We start from the raw sequence: 20622 nt of genomic DNA on the forward strand, positions 1-20622 counted from the left end.
ATTAATAATGACAAATAAGCCCCTTATTGGTTCTGTTTAAACATTTCTGCGTCGGAGCAATTCATGAACCCTTCTGAACAAGTCGTTTTAATTACAGGTGCCTCTGCTGGTATTGGAGCAGCTTTAGCACAAGCCTTAGCCCATCGCTGGACGGGAATTCGATTAGTCCTAGCGGCTCGCAACCAAGATAAACTCACCCGCGTTGCCGATCAGTGCAGCAAGGCAGGAGCCGAAGTCATCACCGTACCCACAGATATGGCAGACGTGGCGCAAGTTGAAGCCTTGGCGCAGACCGCGATCGCAAAGTTTGAACGTGTTGATGTCTTAGTGAATAACGCGGGCTACGGGCAAATGGGGCCGATCGAATTAATTCCGTCTGCCGCCGTGCAGCGACAGTTCCAGGTGAATGTATTGGGTACGATCGCGCTGATTCAAGCCCTAACACCCGTTATGCGGAGTCAAGGCGGGGGAAAGATTATAAATGTCAGTTCGCTCGCTGGCAGAATTGCGTTTCCCTTTGGCGGGTTATACAGTGCCTCTAAATTTGCTCTAGAAGCGCTGAGCGACTCTTTGCGCCGCGAGTTATCACCCTTCAATATTCAAGTCTGCGTGATCGAACCAGGTCCTGTCAGTACCGAATTCTTTGACGTGATTAATCGCGAAGTCGATGACAAAATTCCCAACGGCGGGCTAAATTCCCCTTACCGCGCTGCTTTTGAGAATCTTGAGAACCTTGACAAAATCACTCGCCGTCAAGCCTGGACCTCCGAACAGGTGGCCAAGGTGATCATCGAAGCCATTCGAGTGCCCCGCCCCCGGTGTCGCTATGTGGCAGCTACTGCCGGGGATCTAACGATATTTATGATGACTAAGCTGCTGCCCACTCGACTGGTCGATCTGTTCTGGCAAAAATTCTACAAAATTGATTTAGTTGCCAAAGACTGGAAGAATCAGCATAAAGCAGGTTAAGTTCAAAGCACCTAATTTAAGCACCTGGGCACCTGCCGCTTAATCACTCAATTTAATCACTCAACCAAACAGCCCACATCAAACAGCACGTGATGGATTTACTGGAATATCAAGCGAAAGAATTGTTTCGTGGAGTCGGAATTCCGGTTCCACCTTCGCAGCGCATTGATCGCCCCGCCGATCTAAAAAGCCTTGCCATTCCCTATCCGATCGCGCTGAAGTCACAGGTCTATATTGGTGGACGCGGACGACTAGGGGGCGTTCGGTTGGTATCGAATACGATCGATGCGATCGCGGCGGCGCATACCATTTTTAACCTACCGATTATGGGGGAATTGCCTAAGGTGCTGTTAGCCGAAGCAAAGTTTGACAGCAAACAAGAACTATATCTGGCGGTCGTTCTCAATCGATCGATTCGTCGCCCGGTGCTGCTTGGCTCAGCTCAGGGCGGCGTGGATGTGCAAACGGCGATCGCGCAAATGCAGCAGATTGTGGTGGATCAAGAGTTCTCGCCGTTCTATGCGCGTCGTCTTGCGCTGAAAATGGGCTTAAAAGGAAACCTTCTAAATGTAGTAACAGACGTCATTGAGCGTATGTATGGTCTGTTCCTCAGCCAGGACTTAGATTTGGTAGAAATCAATCCTTTAGCTGTGAATGCTGAAGGTGATGTGATGGCGCTCGATGGCAAAGTCACGGTTAATGATGCCGCTTTAGGACGCCATGCCGCTTTAGCGGCGTTAGATACGCGATCAACCCAAGGCGCAACACCGCATAAACCAGCTTTGGCGCGTCTGCCTGAAGTGCTATCGACGGTTGATCCGGATGGGCAGATCGGGATTCTGGCCAATGGCGCAGGCTTAACGATGGCGACGATGGATTTGCTGTGTCAGGCGGGCGGAAAACCTATTAATTTCCTCAATATTGGCGGCGAAACTCACTCTGACGCCTTGCCTGAAACCTTATGCCAACGTCTAGAGCAAGGATTAGAGTTGCTAACGCGCAACAAGCAAATCAAGGTGGTTTTGATCAACATTGTGAGTGGAACGTTGTCCTGCGATCGCGTGGCTGAATCCATTTCAAAATTTTTGCAGCGCCCGATTTCAATTGTTAAACCCGTCGGCCCGGTGAAGGATGAGATTCGCCTCAGTCGCGTTAAGCCGCTTCCAACTCTCGTAGTCCGCCTCGTCGGATCGCAGTTTCAAGACGCTAAAGCGACCTTGGCTAAAACACCAACTATCCTGGTGGAAGACTTGGATAAGGCGATCGCGCAGGCTCTAACTTTAGTTAGAAATCGGGATACTTAACCTTGTATTAACCGTTTCTTAAACTACACCTAGTGCCGTAAGAATACTGAATTTAACAGCATTATTTTTGTCGCCATTGCTTAATCTAGGAAATTCTCAGATTTAGTCACCTATTCAGCAGAACTATAATAAGGTATCTCGTATTCTGCTAGTAGCGCTCAAACTTCTAACAGTTAACCTGAACTTAGCTTTCTTCTATACAGTTCAAACGCTGAGAAACTCTAATACTTGATATATAAACTACTGTTCAGTAGCGGCTTGCAGGCGCATAGTAGAACGTTTATAGTCCCTACAGAAACGAGGGTTACGCTCTCACTATCCTAGTCATCCTTGGGCCTAGTCATCCTCAAGTTTAGATTTGTATCCCTAAACTCCTCCCATTTTATGAATTTTACGGCAGCTAACAAAGTCATTATTCAGGGCATCATCGAACCGTTAGGTGCAAGCTATGCTCCCTTGATGCAAGCCTATGGAACCACGGTGGTCGCTGGAATTAGTCCAGGATATGGAGGGCGATCGCTGGCTGGAATTCCGGTATTTGACATGGTGGAGCAAGCTTTACCAAGCGTGGGCGCAATCGATACATCAGTGATTTTTTCGGCTCCGTATGCGGTGTTGGATGCTGCCCTCGAAGCGATCGCGGCGGGCGTGCGAAAAATTGTTCTCGTTACTCAGGGCATTCCTCCGTTAGATATGGTGCATCTGATTCGCACCGCTGAAGCGACCGAAACCCTGATTGTTGGCCCCGATAGTCCTGGCATCATTGTCCCCAATCAACTGCTGCTCGGAATCCACCCCCCAGACCTGTACCGACCTGGCTCGGTTGGCCTGATCAGCCGAAACGGTACCCTAACTTATGAGATTGCTTGGTCATTAACGCAGGCAGGGCTAGGGCAATCCATTGCGGTGAGCATCGGCGGAGATGCGATCGTTGGGTCAACCTTTCCGCAGTGGCTGCAAATCCTTGATGAAGATGACCAAACGGATGTCATTGTGCTGGTCGGAGAAATTGGCGGAGATAGTGAAGAAATTGCCGCCCATCATATTGCCGAAGCGATCGAGAAGCCTGTAGTTGCCTATGTTGCCGGGCGGAGTGCCCCCCGTGATCGACGCATGGGACATGCAGGAGCCATTATTGAGTCTCAGGCCACTGATTTTGGCCCAGACGTTGGCACAGCAGAAAGCAAAATTGCCGCACTAAAACGAGCTGGAGTGCCAGTGGCAGACCGTCCATCTGAGATTCCAGAGATTGTGAAAAGTTTGTTACAGCAACCCGTGAAGAAGGCGGTTTGAAGGAAGTTCGGCCTGCTTAGCGCAAGTGTCCTTGCTTAGCAGGACTGTCTCTTACAATGCTCTGCAACAGATACAAAGCTCTGCGACAGACCCGAACCCGAAAAGAGAACCTAACGAAGCAGATGATTTCTCTGCATCTCCTGAATTTTGGCTCGAGATAGACATGCTTCTAGGTAGGGACAATCTTCGCACCGAAGGTCTTGCCCTGGATGTGTGCAGCCACAGGGTGACTTTAGTAGACATGCCCCCGGTACTGAGATGGAGTTCCGTCTAGCGCGTTCAGTGCATAGGTAACGCAAAAACACAAAAAAGTTTGGAGATTGCATAATTGGCGCTGGTGATCAGGATATTTAAAAAATAGCGAAAGCACCCTGGTTAAGAGTGCTTCCTTTATCAAAGCAATAGAAATCGGTACAGAACTTAAGATGCGCTAGGCGTCGAGCTGACCTTGGCAAGCTGAGCAGGCTTCACAAATCCGACATAACCAGCGGCGATCGCTGTGAGTGCATTAAACCAAACGTTGTTACCATAAATTGGCATCAAACCAAACGTTGTATTGGTTGCAGGAATTAATCCCATCAGCACGATCGCAACGTACATTACTGCGAATCCTTGGTTATAAACCAGCGATCCACTGAAGCTAGTTGCTGCAGCAATACCAAGCAACCCAACAACGATGTGAACAGCGTTGTGTAAGTAGTTAGTTGGGAAGATACCAAATAGATGACCATAGCCATCTGAAAACGAGAGTCTTGGTACAAGGACATCTGTAACAGGGGCATCACCCGGAAGATGCATAAATGCTGGAATGAATCCTGCAATTCCAATTAATAGAAATACGATGCCGAGAGTGAAGGCAACAGCACGTTCGCTGCTTACCAATTTTTTGAATAGACCCGAATTTTGCGCTTGCATGTTATGACCTTGCAGAATAATTTAGAGTGCATTTCAAGCAGTAGATCGTGGATAGTTATTTTTGTCCTCTCAACAAGTTTTGGACGAAAAATATTAGCAGATCTGCTACTTACCTTTAGTTCCTATTCAAGAAGAATTTAAGCGAAAAAAATCTGCCAAAAGGCATTACTTACTTCGGCGGAAATCTCGCCCTTAATAGGGGGATAAACCGTTCTCTAAATTAGTCCTTTAGACTGAAGAATTAGAGATAATAGGAATATCTGAAAGAGCAAAGCATAAGTATGAGAATTCAGTCTTCCGTGCTGGTTCATTTGGGGTTTGGCAAATATGTGCGTTCTGACCAAGTGACTGCCGTTGTTCCCATTGAAGAGGAGCGGGGTCCGGGTCGTCGAACATTTATTCATCTAGAAGGTCAAAGCGATCCGCTCGTGGCCTCTCGTGCTGAGGATTCGATCGTGCGTGATTTAGTTCAAGAGCCGCGAGAGGTGACACAAGCTCGGCAGCAGCAAGAAGTTTTGCATGATCTGCTATCTGATTTGCAAAACTTGAATGGTACAGTTCGTCGCTTTACGCGTGACGAAGGTGGATTAGATCTCGATCGATTAGAGCGTCGAATTCGAGACATTATTGAAGAATAGGTTATTCAACCGTTTAAGTTCTAGCAGTGTTGCTAGAACTTTTTTATTTTGTTCATTACTAAAGTATTCAATCTTAAGTTGACATGTTGGTTGTTCAAGTATGGATTTGCTAATTGTTCAGAAATCTTATCTAGTAAGTTGGACATTGAGTAATCGCTGGGTTGATCACCTCAATTGTTGAAAGAACTGTGCAACTTAGAAGGGCATTGGGTACGATTAAGGCGATTTACTTCCGAGACTCCGACACCCTATTTGAATCCCATTATGGAAATTCAGATTCAGACCTTTACGGTACATAAGCGTTTTGCGCTTACGATTAGCCGAGGCACAACGGCGCAAACGACGAATGTTTGGATCAGAATTGAGCATGATGGGGTAGAAGGATGGGGAGAAGCGTCACCATTTTCGATCGGAGAAAACCCGCAAACGACTGAAGCGATCGCACGCTCTCTTCAAGCGATCGCACCCCTGCTAAAATCGCTCAGTCCGCTCGAACGTCAGCGCATTGAACAGCTTCTCCACCAAGCAAACGTTCCATCTGCTGCCCGCGCTGCTTTGGATATCGCTTTGTACGATTGGCTGGGTAAATATGTTGGGCTTCCCCTCTGGCAACTGTGGGGACTGGATCGCGATCGCATTGTGCCAACCTCGGTGACGATAGGCATCAGCACGCCAGAAGCGGCAAAACAACGAGTCTTAGATTGGCTCGGCAAAGGAACAGTAGAATCGCCGTGGCGGGACATTCAGGCGCTAAAAGTTAAATTAGGGAGTTCTGAAGGAATCGCCGCCGATCAAGCGATGTTTGAAGCGGTGCAAGAGGCTGCGCCTCAGATTGCTCAGATTAGCGTTGATGCAAATGGCGGATGGGATGTGGAATCGGCGCTGAAAATGTCGCATTGGCTATGCGATCGCGGCGTTACGTACATCGAGCAACCCTTAGCGAAAGGGCGAGAATCCGAGTTACCCAAACTCTTTTACCTTTCACCGTTGCCAATCTTTGTAGATGAGAGTTGTTTTACGAGTCGAGATATTCCAATGCTGAGCGATCGCGTTCATGGCATTAATATCAAGCTGATGAAATCAGGTGGCATATCAGAAGCGTTGCGAATGATTCATGTTGCAAAAGCACATGATCTTAAAGTAATGTTTGGTTGCTATTCCGATAGTGCATTATCAAATACAGCATTAGCACAGCTATCACCATTAGCAGATCATTTAGATTTAGATAGTCATTTGAATTTGTTGGATGACCCATTCATCGGCGCATCATTCGAGAATGGTAGAGTTGTTCCAAATGACCAATCAGGATTGGGAGTTCGACTACGGTAATTGTGTAACTATCTTGTATTTGACTCAACCTTCTAAACATCTCTCTTCAACTGCCCAAATGCTGCGAATACAGCCTCTGGAATCCCTCTTGGACGCATAGTTGACGTTTCTACCCAAACCCAGACAGCTTGCGCCTTCAGGACTAAACTCTCTTCGCCTTGCTTACGAATCTCATAGTGCCGCACGGCGCGAGTTCCTTTCATTGTTTCCGCCCAGGTTTTAATTTCAAGCAGATCGCCTGCGATCGCAGAACTCAAATATTCAATTTCTAATTTTCGGACAACAAACGCGCCGCCTAATTCACGAAATCGATCGAGGGTTAATCCTAAATACTCGCAATGCTCAATCGCAGCTTGTTCTAAATAGTGTTGATAAATTGCATTATTCACATGTCCTAATGTATCCATTTCATAATGTCGAACTCGCAATTTAGTGATAAACGCATCCATTGTACTAACTTAGTTCCTGAGCGAGAGGACGGCGAGGCTGATGTTTCTCTTTTGCTGTTGCTTTTGAAAACAATTTTCCGGCTTCTTTCAGGTCTACATTTCCGCCACTAATAATCACGCCAATCTTCGCACTTGGAACTGACACAATTCCTTCAAGTAAAGCAGTTGCAGCTAACGCTCCGGTCGGCTCGACTACGATTTTAAGCCGCTCCCATAGAAAGAACATCGATCGCACGATCGCGGCATCTGAAACCGTTACCATGTCATCCACATATTTTAGAATCAGCGGAAAAGTGAGTTGACCCAGCGATCGCGACCTTGCCCCGTCCGCGATCGTCGTCGGATTCTCCACTGTTTGTAATGTTCCAGTGTTAAACGATCGAGTCGCATCATCAGCGCGTTTCGGTTCAACTCCAATCACTTCGCAGTTGGGAGAGAGAGATTTAGCAGCGATCGCGCTCCCCGAAATCAATCCGCCACCCCCAACACACACCAGCAACATATCCAATTCACCGACTTCTTCGATCAATTCTTTGGCGGCGGTTCCTTGCCCTGCGATCACAGGCGCATAGTCAAACGGTGGAATCAGGGTGAGTTGACGCTCTGCCAGGATTGTCTGCGCTACGTCTTCACGTTTTTGAGTGGTGCGATCGTAGAACACAATCGTTGCCCCGTATTCTTTTGTTGCGGTTTGCTTCACCGTAGGCGCATCGCTTGGCATGACGATCGTGACCGGAGCATGCAGAATTTGACCTGCTAACGCCAACGCCTGAGCATGATTGCCCGACGAGTAGGCTATAACGCCTTGCTTGCGTTGTTCCTCAGATAGCTGAGCCAACGCATTGTAAGCCCCCCGAAACTTAAACGACCCCGACCGCTGAAAGTTCTCACACTTGAAAAAGACTTCTGCCCCAGCTCGCCGATTCACTGTGGCTGAGGTCAAAACCGGAGTGCGATGAGCAATGCCAGAGATGCGATCGCTAGCAGCAGCAATATCTGTAAACGAGATAGACATATATGAGTAGTGCAGACTGCTTATCTAGTCTAATCCTGCTGAATAACTTCCCATGGCTTCAACCACGGAAAGGCTTGATTATTAGGACTACTCGTTTTTGCAAAAAACCAATCCATTTACTACCAAATCCGTTGCCACTAATCACTACACCGCTCCAAGCAAACTAGCTAACAGGGCTTTCTGAGCGTGCATCCGATTTTCAGCCTGATCCCAAACTTTAGAATGAGAACCTTCCATCACCTCATTCGTAATCTCCTCGCCTCGGTGCGCGGGGAGACAGTGAAGCACGATCGCATCCTTGTCTGCGTGACCGAGCAAGTCGTCATTGATCTGATAGGGCTGAAACACTGGAATCCGCGATTCTGCCAAGTCTTCTTGTCCCATGCTTGCCCAAACATCGGTGTAGAGAACGTGTGACCCTGTTATGGCTTCAATCGGATCACTTGTGAGCAGAATGTCAGAGTTGCCGTTTGCAATTTCACGGGCTTGCTCTACGATCGCGCTGTCACACTGAAACCCTTCAGGAGCTGCAATCCGAACGTTCATGCCAACTAAAGCACAGCCCAACAAGAGCGAATGCGCCACGTTGTTTCCGTCTCCTAAATAGGTCAACGTTAATCCCGACAATCCTCCAAAGGTTTCCTGAATCGTTTGCAAGTCCGCCAAAATCTGACAGGGATGCTCTAGATCGGTCAGTGCGTTGATCACCGGAATCTGAGCATAATCGGCAAACACCTTCAAATCCTGCTGATCGAAGGTACGAATCGCGAGGACATCAAGGTAGCGATCGAGGACGCGAGCAGTATCGACGAGTGGTTCTCCGCGACTAACCTGCGTTGCATGAAGCGGCAAATCGAGAACCTGTCCGCCTAAGTGATACATTGCCGTCGAGAAGCTAACGCGGGTACGGGTAGACGCCTTGTAGAACAGTAGCCCTAGCACTGGCACATGTCCATCGACTTCCGCTCGTGGGCGAATCTTTCCCGCCTTGAGTTGCGCAGCAAGATCGAGCAAGTCTTTCATCTCATTGGCGCTGAGATCTGCCAAGCTCAATAAATCCCGTCCTTTCAGTCCTCCCATTCCGCAGTAGCTCCCTCAGTAAATAGCTGGAACGAAAATCGCTCCTCTGCCCAAAACCGGGTGCTGGAGGAGCGCATCTTAAAACCCTACCAAATCTACCGCAGATAGCCTAGAGGAAATGTCAAGGAAGCTTGGAGTTCACTGACTGAATAGCAGATTGGATGGCAGTTGCGATCGCACCGCTCGGCATGGCGCTAATAATCTGCGGCTCGTGCTGAGTCAAAAACTGTTTGAATGCTTGATCGTTTTCGGCTTCAGCGACAATCAACTGCTGAATAAATTCAAGCTGAGTTCCAGATGTGGTTGCCACCTTTTGCTCACTTAGTTGCATAAATAAACTTTGGAGAATTGGGATGACTTGACTCGGATCAGCACTATTTGTAATGAGGCTACGAACTTGGTCGGCGGCTTCGTGATATTCGATTTGCCCAGAGCCAGCGAGATTTTTAATGGTGCTGCCTGTGATGAAGAAACTGTTGCCGAGCGGTTGTTCGCTGAAGTTGGTCAACGCTTCAGCTTGCTTGTCTACAATTCCCAGCAACTGATTAATCTGTCTATCTTTTGACTCCATCAAGGCTCGAAGGTCGTCATAAGTGCTATGCACTTGTTGTTCAACGAGTTGCTTAGAGACTCCTTCTCCGTGAGTCACTTTCACAATCCAGTAATCGCCTCGCTGTTCAATTCCCTTCAGTTCTAGCCCCATTCCATCATCTTCAATTCGGAACTTCTCAAAGGTGAAGCTTAAGGCACGCCAATCAATCTGATCTTGAAATACAAGCTCAACCGCATTGGTTAACTTTTGAAACAAAGATTCAAATTCACTGGGTTTGAAATTGCGATCGCTAGGATATCGATCGCTAAGTCGATTGTCATGAAATTCTCGGTAAACATAGTCACACTGAACGCCTGAAAAGTTCGTCTCGCTGTTGACACTCCAATCTTGAATACAAATTCCGGTCAAATTTGCTGTGCTAAAATCTACACCAGTGACCTGCGATCGTAGTAGAATACTGTCACGTAAATCTGCTCCGCTCAAGTTCGCTCCATTCAGATTGGCTTGCGTTAGATCGAATCGTTGCATCAGTGCATCTTTTAAGTATGCTCCCTGTAAGTTCACATGGCTGAAATCGGTTTCATCGCTGTAGCCACGTGTCAACAACTGCTGAACCTTTAGTTGATCGAGATCCAAATAGCGATTGTCGACTCTTGCTCTTTCTAAACCTGTTACGCCTTTTAAGCAGGTTCTGTAGATTTTGCGTGCGCGAAAATCAACGTTGGCAAGTTTGGCGTTCGTTAGATCAAGGTTACTGAGATCCAAATTGTAGAAAGAGGTGCTTTTTAGAGTGCTAAAGTTAATTGCCCAATCTCTTAGAAAGTCAAAGTTCTTTTTTGGCTTGCCGTTTCTATCGAGCGTGCCCAAACACAACTGTGCAGTTATTAAACCGAATAAACAACCAATCACCAGTCGGGTCTCTACGGAATAAAGGGGTGCAATTATAGATTTGGCGGGAGTAATGCTAGTCAACCAAGAAACTAAAATGGACAGAGTAATGATTAAAATACTTTGAATTGTCCTGATGGTTTTATGTTGACTCGGTGCAAACAGGACAACGCAAAGCGATGAAGAAAAACTACCCATCATAAAAGTCAAGGCGTATGTACACAAGAAGAGAAAGGGAACAAGCAAAGATATCGTAAAAAAGTTTGTGTTCCTGAGGGCTAACGTTGCAGTTATAGAAATTGCAGCGTCTGCTAGAATAGCTTTCCACAAACTACTAGGCAACCCATTACACTTCACATCAAATATCCAAATACTGGTTGAAACAATAATGCAAGTTACTAGCCAAATGCCATTTTCAGCTTGCTCAGAATAAAAGAGAGCTAGAGCAGCTAGGTAGCTTAAGAGTCCAGAGACTAGACCGACACAAACAGTTAGACCTAGGCAAAAAATTAGGAGAAACGTACGAAGGATCATAGTTTGCCCGCAGATTAACCCGCGTAAATCGCGCTTCAGTAGCTCTGGTGAAAAATTTTTACCCTGTACACTTTGGTCACTTCTATTCATCAGTTCAAGAATGTTGAAAAGCTCAATTTCTATCTAACAATCAAGAGGTCGCTGAGAATGAAATCTTACTGCATATTTACCAACCGTGATCCGGACAGGTCCGAAGAGATCACTAAAATTATTTGTGGTAGAGCACCTGATTCTGAGTTCTGTAAGATTGCAACGAATATTCCTGAAGCTACTGGTATTGAAGAACTCTCAGAAGAAATTAAGCCAATTGGCAATGAGGACTTAACAGACATCCTTAGGGCAAGGTTAGATAGGTTAAAGAAAAATCGCTCCTCGTTCAATCTAGTGGTAGGTGAATCAGATTATCTGTCATCAGCGTTTCTAGAACGAGGTTTAAGAAGTAGCACTTCTGTGTGCTTACTGCAACGAGGTTACTGGCTAGAAACATTAATTGAGAAAATAAAAGATTCTTCTGTAAAGAGAAGGCAAGAGGTTCTGCGTCGCTTATCTGAAAAACTCGGTCTTCTATCTGTCAAATTTCCAGGCGGAGATGCTGACATTTGGCAGAAGTACGATCGTGTCTCTCAAGCCCTAGAAGATGAAGTGATTAAAAAAAGCCTAGAGCAGTTCAGAGAACGCCTGAGTGCTCTATCTGATGAAGATAAACGTCGCGAAGGTACCATCTTTATTCCGTATGCCACAGGATTTTTAGTTGGCAAAGCACATTTATTGACAAACTTTCACGTTTTTAACGATCGTAAGAAAGATGAAATTAAGGACTTCATTGCACAGTTTCGGTACGAACAGAACGCTTTAGGACAGAACGTTAAAGCGATCAATTATCAACTGGATCCAGACTCTCTCTGTATTAGTGATGAAGAACTTGACTATACGCTTGTTGGAGTTAAAGCCCTAGACAACGCTCAAAGTATGGGACTTGTCTCTCCCGAAGCAGGTACGAATTTTGGCTGGATGCCGCTCTTAGCTGATCCAAACTTAGTTGCACCACCATTCAAGCGGCGGCAAGCAAGAATTCTTGCAAAGCGATCTAGAGAAATTGAGCTTGAGAGCCTTCCTAATGGAGACCTAGCTGGTGAACCTGTCTTTATTGTCCAGCATCCGCAAGGTGGGCAAAAGAAGATTGTACTTTTCAACAATCGGGTTCAAAATGTCTCTCAAAACTTTTTACAATATGAAGCAGATGCAGACTTCGGCTCATCGGGTAGTCCAATCCTGAATGCTCGATGGCAATTAGTTGGTTTACATCATGCAGCTTTAGTCAAATGGCGAGAAGACGACATAGAGGTTGAAGGCAATTTAGGAATTCGTACCTGCGCTATTGTAAAGCACTTAGAAGCTAATCGCGGTCAACCTGGAATTGCAGATTACTTAGATAATGAAAGGTATGTTGTGCGACCAGGAGAGCAACCTTTTAAGGGAACAATTTACACTTTAATAGGCTACCAGCGCGGTGACGCTCCCACACCAGAACACGCAACTCAAGAAGTTGAGATTGCAAAAACTATATTAGGCAACATTGGTAAGTTCTCAACGCCAAGCTTTGAAATACAAGATGTTTTGCAAGCCTGTTCTAAGTATGATGCTGGAGTTGATTATATCAACCAGCAGAGCAGCGAAATTGGAGATGTTTCAATCGAGCTTCGTGTCAGCTTTGACCCAAATTCATCTGAGATAGGAACCAAAGCAACGCTTTATTATTCAGCACAGCGATTGGAGGATCACAAAACCTATGCAGAAATTGTTTTACAGGGACTCCTAAGCGAAGATTCCCGAATCCCAAACACTGTACAATCAACCAGTGCTGCACCAGAAATTGATCTGCAATTTTGTGAAAACGTTAAGATGCCATCTATAGTGCTCACTCTGAACTTCTTAGGGATGGATTACGAGGCGGTGAAAAAGCAAGTGAGCGGTGGTTCATTTGCTGAGCAGAAAGCAGCTTTTGGTCAAGGCATCTGGAAGGGCTTAGAAAGTTGGGTTAGAGTTCTTAGCCCAATTGGTTTTCAGAATCTAGATTGAACAGATTCAAATCACAATTCATGCATCTAATCTTGTGATCATCACTGGTGTAATATGCTCTGGAATGCCTGCCATCTGAATTGCAGTACACCCTAATTTATAGGCAAACTCGATCGATTGTCCCGCTCCCAACGCATCATAAAACCCGATAGCAAACTCAATAGCCGCCCGATCACTAATCGCTCGATCCATGCCAATCACATAGGGAATATGCTGCGCGATCGCATCTGCCTGCCGCTCCGAATAGCAAGCATTCAACACCACACATTCCACGTGTTCCTTAAATAGTTCAAACAGCCCAGCGAGCGCTTCTGTACTCATCAGTTTTGCTCGCCCCGTTTGGTCTTCCAGAAATAATCCTGCTTCCCCAACCTCCTCTCCTGCACTATTGAGCGGCACTAGTTTTCGCGTAGATGACTCTTGGGCTGAAGCCCCTGAATTGCCGACGCCATGCCCAGAGAAATGAACAATTTGCGGCTTCAACTCTAATATCGCTCGTTGGAGATCTCTTGGACGCACAGCCCACTGTTGTTTTAGCGTAAAGCGATCGCGTTGCTTAGCACGTTGCAATCCCGCCTCAATCTCTCGCACTTCTTCGTCTAAGCGCAATTGTTGAGTTGAAATCGGATTGGCAGCCAAGAAGAGAATAACTTTTTCTGCTGACGTTGCTGGGGGCTCGGTTGAGGGTGAGTTGTAATAGATCGAACCTGAACCCGCCAGATTTTCGATTGAACTATTTGATATGTTAAACGAATTTTGCGCTGAACTCGATTCAGTCATGGCGATTTGGGTAGAAGCCTATGGCACATAATGACTCAAATTAATTTGACCAAACTAAAATTTTAAGGAAAATTGAAGTTTCTTCGAGTTCTGATGCTCAAACACATCAAGGCCGGTAGATACTAAGCACATAAACTTTAAGACAAGTTAAATAGTGTTCGTTAAAGCGAATTCTCGTCCTAGAATCTACCTACGCTTTGATCAAGTTTGATTGACAACCAAAGATATGTTTGAAACGGATTTCTTGCGTGTAGAATTCGTTCGCGATCGCGTTGTCATTTTTACAGATTTTGACCAATTCAAATTGTACTGAGTGAGTTCCGTATGTCACGATCGCTTGAGATCTACAGCAATGGTCAAATTGTTGAACGAGACGATGATCAACCCATCAAAATTATTGAAACCGAAGGAGAGATAAAGCAACTCCTTCAGGCTTTGAAATTTAGCCGCGCTACCACTTTTACAATTTCATCTGATCCCTCGCCTCCTGAGATCGATATTCCTGAGCCGCGAGGCGGACGCCGCATCAATGCAGAGGGATTAAAGCTGCTCACCACCTTTGAAGGGTGCGAATTACACGCCTATGATGACGGTGTCGGCGTGTGGACGATCGGATATGGGCACACAAGCGGTGTTGCGCCCGGAATGACGATTACCCAAGCCCAGGCAGAAGCATTCTTGCAAGACGACCTGGAGATCTTTGAATCCGCCGTCCAAGATGCTGTTAGCGTTTCCATCACCGATGCTCAATTTTCAGCATTGGTGTGCTTCTGCTACAACGTCGGTGCTGGACTCGATGGGTTTGGAGGATCAACGCTATTACGCTTACTCAACGAAGGAAATTATGAGGGAGCCGCCGAGCAGTTCTTGCGCTGGAACAAGGCGGGAGGACAGCCTCTACTCGGATTGACAAGACGCCGCAAAGCGGAGCAGGCATTATTTCTAGAGCAAGCTTGGCAACCGTTTTTGACCTTCGAGGAGGGAAAGGTTCGAGTGTTGAAGCTCGACAATCCGCTGATGCGGGGCGAAGACGTTCGGCAAGTGCAGACGGCGTTAAAAAAAGTTGGATTTAGTGTAGATGCCGATGGCGTCTTTGGAAACGGTACTGATCAGGCCGTGCGGCAATTTCAGCAGCAGAAAGGATTGATAGCAGATGGAGTTGTTGGGGCTGAAACTCGACATCGATTGAATGTGTAAATTCATCTGCAACGTATTTGTTAATCGCAACGTAAACATTAGAGGTGCTAGAAAATGACACTTGACGCATCGCAATCTACAACAGACATTATCATTGAGTCTTGCTCACACATCAACGAGCAGGACGCGATCGACGTTAGAGGCAGTTTTCACGGGTTGCTAAGAGATGCCCCTATGACTTCCACGGCTGTTGTCAATGCCTTGTCGCAACAACTGATTTATCAGTTGCAACTCGGGCTACCAAATGCATTTATCAGCTTTGATGATCTAAATGTCGATTTATCAGACGCTGCCTTTCCGTTCTTACAGGCCCAAGCCAAGCAAGCCCTACAACGCGCTATTAGCGATCGCGGCGTTCCTCTGTTGGTCAATTCAGCATATCGGACGATCGCTCAGCAAATGCTGCTCTACAACGATCGGTTTAATAACTCTAATCCCGTCGCGCCGCCTGGACGCAGCAATCACCAAACTGGGTTAGCGATCGACATTGAAGATCCGCGAGGGTGGGAACCATTTTTAGTCCGCCACGGCTGGGAACCGTTACCTGGAGATCCGCCCCATTTTGACTTTGCGGGCGGCGGAACGGATATTCGGAGTAAGGCAATTTTGGCGTTCCAGCAGCTTTGGAACAAAAACCATCCCGATCAGCGGATTGCTGAAGATGGCATCTTTAGTGAAGGCGGAGAAACTGAAGATGCCTTAAACCGCTCTCCTGCAATGGGGTTTGAGAAAGCGCCTTGGGAAGCTAAGCCCAGACTGTTGAGGCTCTGCATACCCCGCATGGAAGGCTCAGATGTCCTCAAATTTCAGCAAGCGTTGCAGAAAGCTGGGATTGCCATATCTCCTGATGGTGAATTTGGACCTGCGACCGATAAGGCAGCAAAAGAATTTCAGCAAAAGAAGGGACTGGTTGCAGATGGCATCATTGGTGATAAAACTCGTGCAATGATGGCGTGATCGCGATTGTGATCACGGTGTGAATTATTTATTACGCTGATTGAATCAAGCAGGATCATCTGTTTAGATTCAATCAGCGATACGTCTGTGTATAGCAATGTTAATCATGAGTGAACAAGCGCTGAAGTTGTATGCCCTGCTAATTGGAATTGATGGCTACAAGCCCAATCCGATTTTCAAACATCTCAAAGGAGCCGTCCGCGATATTAATTTAGTGGCAGATTTCTTGCAAAAGAGTTTGCACTTGAACCCAGACCATCTCTACAAGTTGACCTCTCCAAATCCTGCTCTTGGCGTTGCTTCTAATGATCCGCTTCCCACTTACGAGAACATTGTTAACACGTTTGAGAAGCTCACCGCGATCGCACAACCCAACGATCAGGTTTACATTCACTATTCCGGTCATGGCGCACAGATTGCGACGATCTACCCAGAACTAAAAGGACAAGGACAATACGATGAAGGAATCGCGCCAACCGATTTAGGTATGGAGGGGCGTTATCTGCGCGATGTAGAGCTAGCCACCCTACTAAAGCGAATGACCGACAAAGGATTAGTCGTAACAGTTGTGTTTGACTGCTGTAATTCTGGAGGCGCAACGCGAGGAGATTGCGAAATTCGAGGGGCTGAATCTCCTGATACGACGCCGCGATCGCAAGACAGTCTAGTGGCTTCCCGCGAAGACCTGATGCAGACGTGGCGATCGCTGACGGATGGAACTCAAACCAACACCTTACTGCCTCAATCGCGCGACTATGTGTTTCTCGCAGCTTGCCGTCCTTCTGAGTTCGCCTACGAGTATGCGGTGAATCGACAAGAGCGGCATGGTGCATTGACCTACTGGATGGTTGATACGTTGAGCAACACTCCAACTGGAATGACCTATCGATCGCTCTACAATCGCATCAACGCCAAAATTCAAAGCCAATTTTTGCAGCGACAACTCCCGATGCTGATGGGAGATAGCAACCGCCAGGTTTTCGGGCTGGATCAGTTGCCGGGTCGTTATGCGGTAACGGTACTAGATGCTGATGCGGCTAAAAATCAAGTCCGTCTCAGTGCGGGCTTAGCCCAAGGTTTGAGCCGAGGTACACAGTTTGCGGTCTATGGGTTAGGAACAACAGAGTTTAGCAATCAGAATCAAATTGCTTTAGTAGAAGTGTCGCTCGTGCGATCGTCGGATGCGTTTGCACAGCTTGTGATGTCAGAAGACGGAGGAACGGGACAGCCGATTTCAAGTATCGAACCAGGCGCACCCGCTATTATGGTCTCTGCACCCGTTGAGTTAGTGCGGAAAGTGCGACTATTTGAAAAAACAGTGGGAGACGGAGAAGCAGAACTTCCGGCAGAATTAGCGGGTCAACAGCGATCGCACCTCGATGCTATTCGTCAAGCAATGCAAAAGAACGGATGGGTGAATGAGTTAGCACCTGAAGAAACCGAAGAAGCGCATTATCAAGTGGCGATTGCTGCGCAAGCTTCCGAAGGAATCGCGCCGGGTGGAACCTACGAAATTTGCGCCGTAGGACGCCCGATCGAAAATCTCCGACCACCGCTCAACGTCAATGACGCTGCATCGGCTGAGGGCGTTGTGAAGCGACTCGTTCATCTAGCAAAATATGAAGCAGTCAAAGCTTTAGATAATCCTCGCTCCAATCTTGCAAATTATCTAGAAGTGGAACTGCTGAGGCAAAACGGCTGGCAACCAGGAATGCAAATCGAAGCTATACCTTTTGATGATCCCAGTAACATCACGGTACAGGAAGGAGAATATGTGTTCTTACGAATCAAGAATATCTACCAAAAACCACTTAATGTAGCGATTCTAGATTTAGAACCGACGTGGGAGATTTCACAGATTCCAGTAATCGGTTTAGAATCATCGATGTATTCGTTTCAGCGTAATGAGGAGCAAATACTTCCATTAGGCTTACAGTTGCCACAGATGGCAGGATATGAGCAGGCAACGGAGATTGTTAAGGTATTTGCAACGCTGGGATCTGCGGATTTTGACTGGCTAACGCTGCCCTCGTTGGATGAAGTCATTGCACCACGGGGAGCTACACGCGGCATAAAGAGTGCGCTAGGAAATCTACTCGAAGCGATCGGAGGAGATGCAGATAGTAAACCTGCGATGACACGGGCCGCCGTGCGAGTGTCTGATCCCAATCAGGAATGGGTGACAAAGCAGGTGGTGGTGACGGTAACGAGATAAACTTTCGACAGCTAATCACGCTGATACAAACTAACATTGGTTGTTACCAATCGACTGGGATTGCAAGAGAGATACAGATGATTGAGCACATTCAAGCAATAGAACCTTTAGCCCGGAAGCTAACTCCAATTGATGTAGAGATTGAGGTAGAACCTGCATCTATTCAACAAGGGCGATCGCTGGTTGTGACGATTGGCATTAACAATTATGTTCACTGGCAGAAACTCAAGAATGCGGTTCAGGATGCAATCGGTTTTCAGCAAACCCTGATCGATAAGCTGGGATTTCTAGCTCCAATTCCGCCGCTGTTGGATGCGAATGCTACAAAAGATGCGATTGAATTGCTAGTTGATCAACTCCGAGCGATTTTGCAAGAAGATGATCGTCTAGTGTTATTTTTTGCGGGTCATGGACATACTCGCATCGACAAGATTGGAGATAAAACCGTCGGCGAAACTGGCTTTGTTGTTCCGGTAGAGGCACGATGCTCTGAAGGCTATTGGAGCGATTACGTTGAAATTGATTCATCTCTAAAATCGATCGCTAAACTTCCAGCCAAACACATTCTTGTCATCCTTGATTCTTGTCATAGCGGATTTGCCTTGGGCGGGTCAGTGCAAAATTTTCGAGATGCAATTCGCTACAAAGAAGACCTCAGTAGCCGGACAAGTCGCAAGGTCATCACTTCTGCACAGCGAGAACAAGCTGCACTCGATGGCGGACCTGTCTCAGGTCATTCGTTATTTACTGGAACGCTGATTCAGGGTCTTGAGTGGGGCGCTTCAGATTTGGATGGAAATGGACTGATTACCTCTTCAGAACTGGGTTTATTTATTCAGCAGAAAGTCGGTCAAGCCTCTAATTCCGCGCAAACGCCAGATTTTGGTGCATTCTACCTCGACGATCGCGGGGAGCTGGTAATCTCACTGCGAAATCAAAGCTTTGATGCACTCAAGGCTCGCGCTTTCTCTGCTTTACAAACTGGGCAATTCTCCCGCTTCAAAGAGTTTGCTGGACAAGTCATTTCCTTAAACCCATCGAGTTCTGAAGCACTCTATTTGGAGTATCGGCTAGGGCTGTTGACAAGAGACTTCAACCGAGTCCCTGCCGCGATCGCTCAGCTTTTAACAATTGATCCGACTGCATCACAAATTCCACTTTCTAGTAATGACCTTCTGAAGCTTCAATTTCGGCTTCCCGGCTGGACACCTGTGCTATCGCTGGATGAGTCCGAATTTCCGGTTGAAATAATGGTGCTTACGGGTCAAGATAAAGACCAACTTCAAGTGGCTGAAATTCGAGCGTTAGGTGAAACACAGGGCTATCTAGTTGATCCAGGAGCCTACTGTCAGTTCAGCATTGAGAATCCAATTCAAGAGCCAGTTCACGTTTATGTGGTTGGATTTGATGAAGAAGGTCGATTTCAATTAGAGACCCTTTGGAGCGATGAGGAGGTAGTCTTCAATGGCTTGATGCCTGGAGAGACAAAGCAGAGCTACTTATTTGCCCCCAAAGGGAAATCTGGCATTCGTGAAGTGCGCTTCTTCTCATCGCCCAAACGACTTCGCTTTTTTCTATTTCCTGCCTCTCCTGATGCGTATGGCGCTCAAGTTGACATGATCGATAGCGAGGATTTGAAAGGAATAAAGGTGAAAACAATTCGCTACAGCCTGATAAATGAGCTGATGTAGGAGTAGAGAGTTGTGTATCGGCGAATGGGTCAAGAGATCGCAGCAATCTCTCATTAATCTGCGATTTCTTTGAAGTTGCGCTTTACGCTAATCGCACCTCAACTCACAACGTCATCAACTGATTTGGAGTCAGCAGAACAAGCGGTAATTCCTCATCCTCTAATATTGCAGTCGAATCTTCAGCCGGACCTCTCAGATCAATGTCTTGGTTGGTATTAGGATTCAATCGAAATCGAGGAACACCATTCACAATTTCTACCCAAATCGGACAGGCTTTGAATCCAAAACCGAGGGGTTGTCCGCCCTTACACGAAATTTTCAAATCATCCTTCTTTTCGATCAACAGTTTTGACTCGGCTCCGATAATGCCCTTCAGTGCATCCAATTTAATATCAACGCCTTTATCGCTTTCTCGATATGCTCTAAATCCAAACGAGTTTGACTTAATCACATCGATTAAAATATACCCTTCTCCTTCTTGGTTAAATTGAGTCATAAACTGCTCATCAATAAAGGGGGTTGCTCCTCTCAGAAACTTCGTTACTGAAGCGGGCATCACTGTATCATACTGAACGTTTTCATATTCAAATTCAATCGTAGAACTGTTGTCAAACGCAGCTTCGATTCCCGCACTTTTTCCGCCGATCGCGGATAGCAAGGTCTTCAAAAATGAAATGCCTAGATTACAGCCTTTTCCAGCCTAATGAGGTACAAGCTAGAGTAATGTAAAGTGCCA

General features: G+C 46.6%; 16 protein-coding genes and 1 pseudogene. 10 read left to right on the forward strand and 7 right to left on the reverse strand.

Features of this window, described 5'->3' with window-relative positions:
- Positions 1-63: 63 nt before the first annotated feature.
- The 3 genes from AC5JLB_RS12215 (at position 64) to AC5JLB_RS12225 (ending at position 3566) form a co-directional block, all read left to right on the forward strand.
- The gene (locus AC5JLB_RS12215) at positions 64-969 is read left to right on the forward strand and encodes an SDR family NAD(P)-dependent oxidoreductase (protein ID WP_495874104.1); all 906 of its coding nucleotides are present in this window, start codon (positions 64-66) and stop codon (positions 967-969) included.
- A gap of 92 nt (positions 970-1061) precedes the next feature.
- Positions 1062-2273 carry an ATP-grasp domain-containing protein gene (locus AC5JLB_RS12220; protein WP_495874105.1) on the forward strand — a complete coding sequence of 404 codons (1212 nt, stop codon included), beginning with the start codon at positions 1062-1064 and terminating at the stop codon, positions 2271-2273.
- A gap of 384 nt (positions 2274-2657) precedes the next feature.
- Positions 2658-3566: a succinate--CoA ligase subunit alpha gene (locus tag AC5JLB_RS12225; RefSeq protein WP_495692049.1), complete on the forward strand. Its 909-nt coding sequence runs from the start codon at positions 2658-2660 to the stop codon at positions 3564-3566.
- A gap of 420 nt (positions 3567-3986) precedes the next feature.
- On the opposite strand, the gene AC5JLB_RS12230 is transcribed toward AC5JLB_RS12225, so the two are convergent.
- Positions 3987-4481, reverse strand: a complete 495-nt coding sequence (locus tag AC5JLB_RS12230) for a DUF4383 domain-containing protein (protein ID WP_495874106.1) — start codon at positions 4479-4481, stop codon at positions 3987-3989.
- Positions 4482-4762: 281 nt separating this feature from the next.
- Between AC5JLB_RS12230 and AC5JLB_RS12235 the strand changes: the two genes are divergently transcribed.
- Both AC5JLB_RS12235 and AC5JLB_RS12240 read left to right on the forward strand, forming a co-directional pair.
- On the forward strand, positions 4763-5119 hold the full coding sequence (locus AC5JLB_RS12235; RefSeq protein ID WP_495874107.1) for a hypothetical protein: 357 nt from the start codon (positions 4763-4765) through the stop codon (positions 5117-5119).
- Positions 5120-5383: 264 nt separating this feature from the next.
- On the forward strand, positions 5384-6448 hold the full coding sequence (locus AC5JLB_RS12240; protein WP_495874108.1) for a dipeptide epimerase: 1065 nt from the start codon (positions 5384-5386) through the stop codon (positions 6446-6448).
- A 32-nt stretch (positions 6449-6480) separates the two neighbouring features.
- Here AC5JLB_RS12240 and AC5JLB_RS12245 read toward each other — a convergent pair whose 3' ends face one another.
- The 4 genes from AC5JLB_RS12245 to AC5JLB_RS12260 form a co-directional block, all read right to left on the reverse strand.
- Complete coding sequence (locus tag AC5JLB_RS12245; RefSeq protein WP_495874109.1) at positions 6481-6897, reverse strand: acyl-CoA thioesterase; 417 nt, start codon at positions 6895-6897, stop codon at positions 6481-6483.
- A 4-nt stretch (positions 6898-6901) separates the two neighbouring features.
- A complete protein-coding gene (locus AC5JLB_RS12250) occupies positions 6902-7912 on the reverse strand; it encodes a threo-3-hydroxy-L-aspartate ammonia-lyase (RefSeq protein WP_495874110.1) in 1011 nt (336 codons plus the stop codon).
- A 144-nt stretch (positions 7913-8056) separates the two neighbouring features.
- A complete protein-coding gene (argF, locus tag AC5JLB_RS12255) occupies positions 8057-8992 on the reverse strand; it encodes an ornithine carbamoyltransferase (RefSeq protein WP_495874111.1) in 936 nt (311 codons plus the stop codon).
- A 121-nt stretch (positions 8993-9113) separates the two neighbouring features.
- Positions 9114-10310 (reverse strand): pentapeptide repeat-containing protein, encoded by a 1197-nt coding sequence (locus AC5JLB_RS12260; RefSeq protein ID WP_495874112.1) that lies wholly within the window; start codon positions 10308-10310, stop codon positions 9114-9116.
- A gap of 729 nt (positions 10311-11039) precedes the next feature.
- On the opposite strand from AC5JLB_RS12260, the gene AC5JLB_RS12265 reads away from it, so the two are divergent.
- Positions 11040-13046 carry a trypsin-like serine peptidase gene (locus tag AC5JLB_RS12265; RefSeq protein ID WP_495874113.1) on the forward strand — a complete coding sequence of 669 codons (2007 nt, stop codon included), beginning with the start codon at positions 11040-11042 and terminating at the stop codon, positions 13044-13046.
- Positions 13047-13064: 18 nt separating this feature from the next.
- Here AC5JLB_RS12265 and AC5JLB_RS12270 read toward each other — a convergent pair whose 3' ends face one another.
- Positions 13065-13826: a CHAT domain-containing protein gene (locus AC5JLB_RS12270; protein ID WP_495874114.1), complete on the reverse strand. Its 762-nt coding sequence runs from the start codon at positions 13824-13826 to the stop codon at positions 13065-13067.
- Positions 13827-14150: 324 nt separating this feature from the next.
- Between AC5JLB_RS12270 and AC5JLB_RS12275 the strand changes: the two genes are divergently transcribed.
- From AC5JLB_RS12275 to AC5JLB_RS12290, 4 genes are all read left to right on the forward strand, one after another.
- On the forward strand, positions 14151-15023 hold the full coding sequence (locus AC5JLB_RS12275) for a glycoside hydrolase family protein (RefSeq protein ID WP_495874115.1): 873 nt from the start codon (positions 14151-14153) through the stop codon (positions 15021-15023).
- A 54-nt stretch (positions 15024-15077) separates the two neighbouring features.
- Positions 15078-15980: a peptidoglycan-binding protein gene (locus tag AC5JLB_RS12280; RefSeq protein ID WP_495874116.1), complete on the forward strand. Its 903-nt coding sequence runs from the start codon at positions 15078-15080 to the stop codon at positions 15978-15980.
- A gap of 106 nt (positions 15981-16086) precedes the next feature.
- Entirely contained in the window at positions 16087-18195 is a 2109-nt protein-coding gene (locus AC5JLB_RS12285) for a caspase family protein (protein ID WP_495874117.1), read from the forward strand.
- Positions 18196-18272: 77 nt separating this feature from the next.
- Positions 18273-19886: a caspase family protein gene (locus tag AC5JLB_RS12290; RefSeq protein ID WP_495874118.1), complete on the forward strand. Its 1614-nt coding sequence runs from the start codon at positions 18273-18275 to the stop codon at positions 19884-19886.
- A 103-nt stretch (positions 19887-19989) separates the two neighbouring features.
- Here the strand turns inward: AC5JLB_RS12290 and AC5JLB_RS12295 are convergent.
- Positions 19990-20565 (reverse strand): annotated as a pseudogene (locus AC5JLB_RS12295) (gasdermin); the annotation flags it as partial.
- Positions 20566-20622: the final 57 nt, after the last annotated feature.

Source organism: Myxacorys chilensis, from assembly GCF_059505265.1.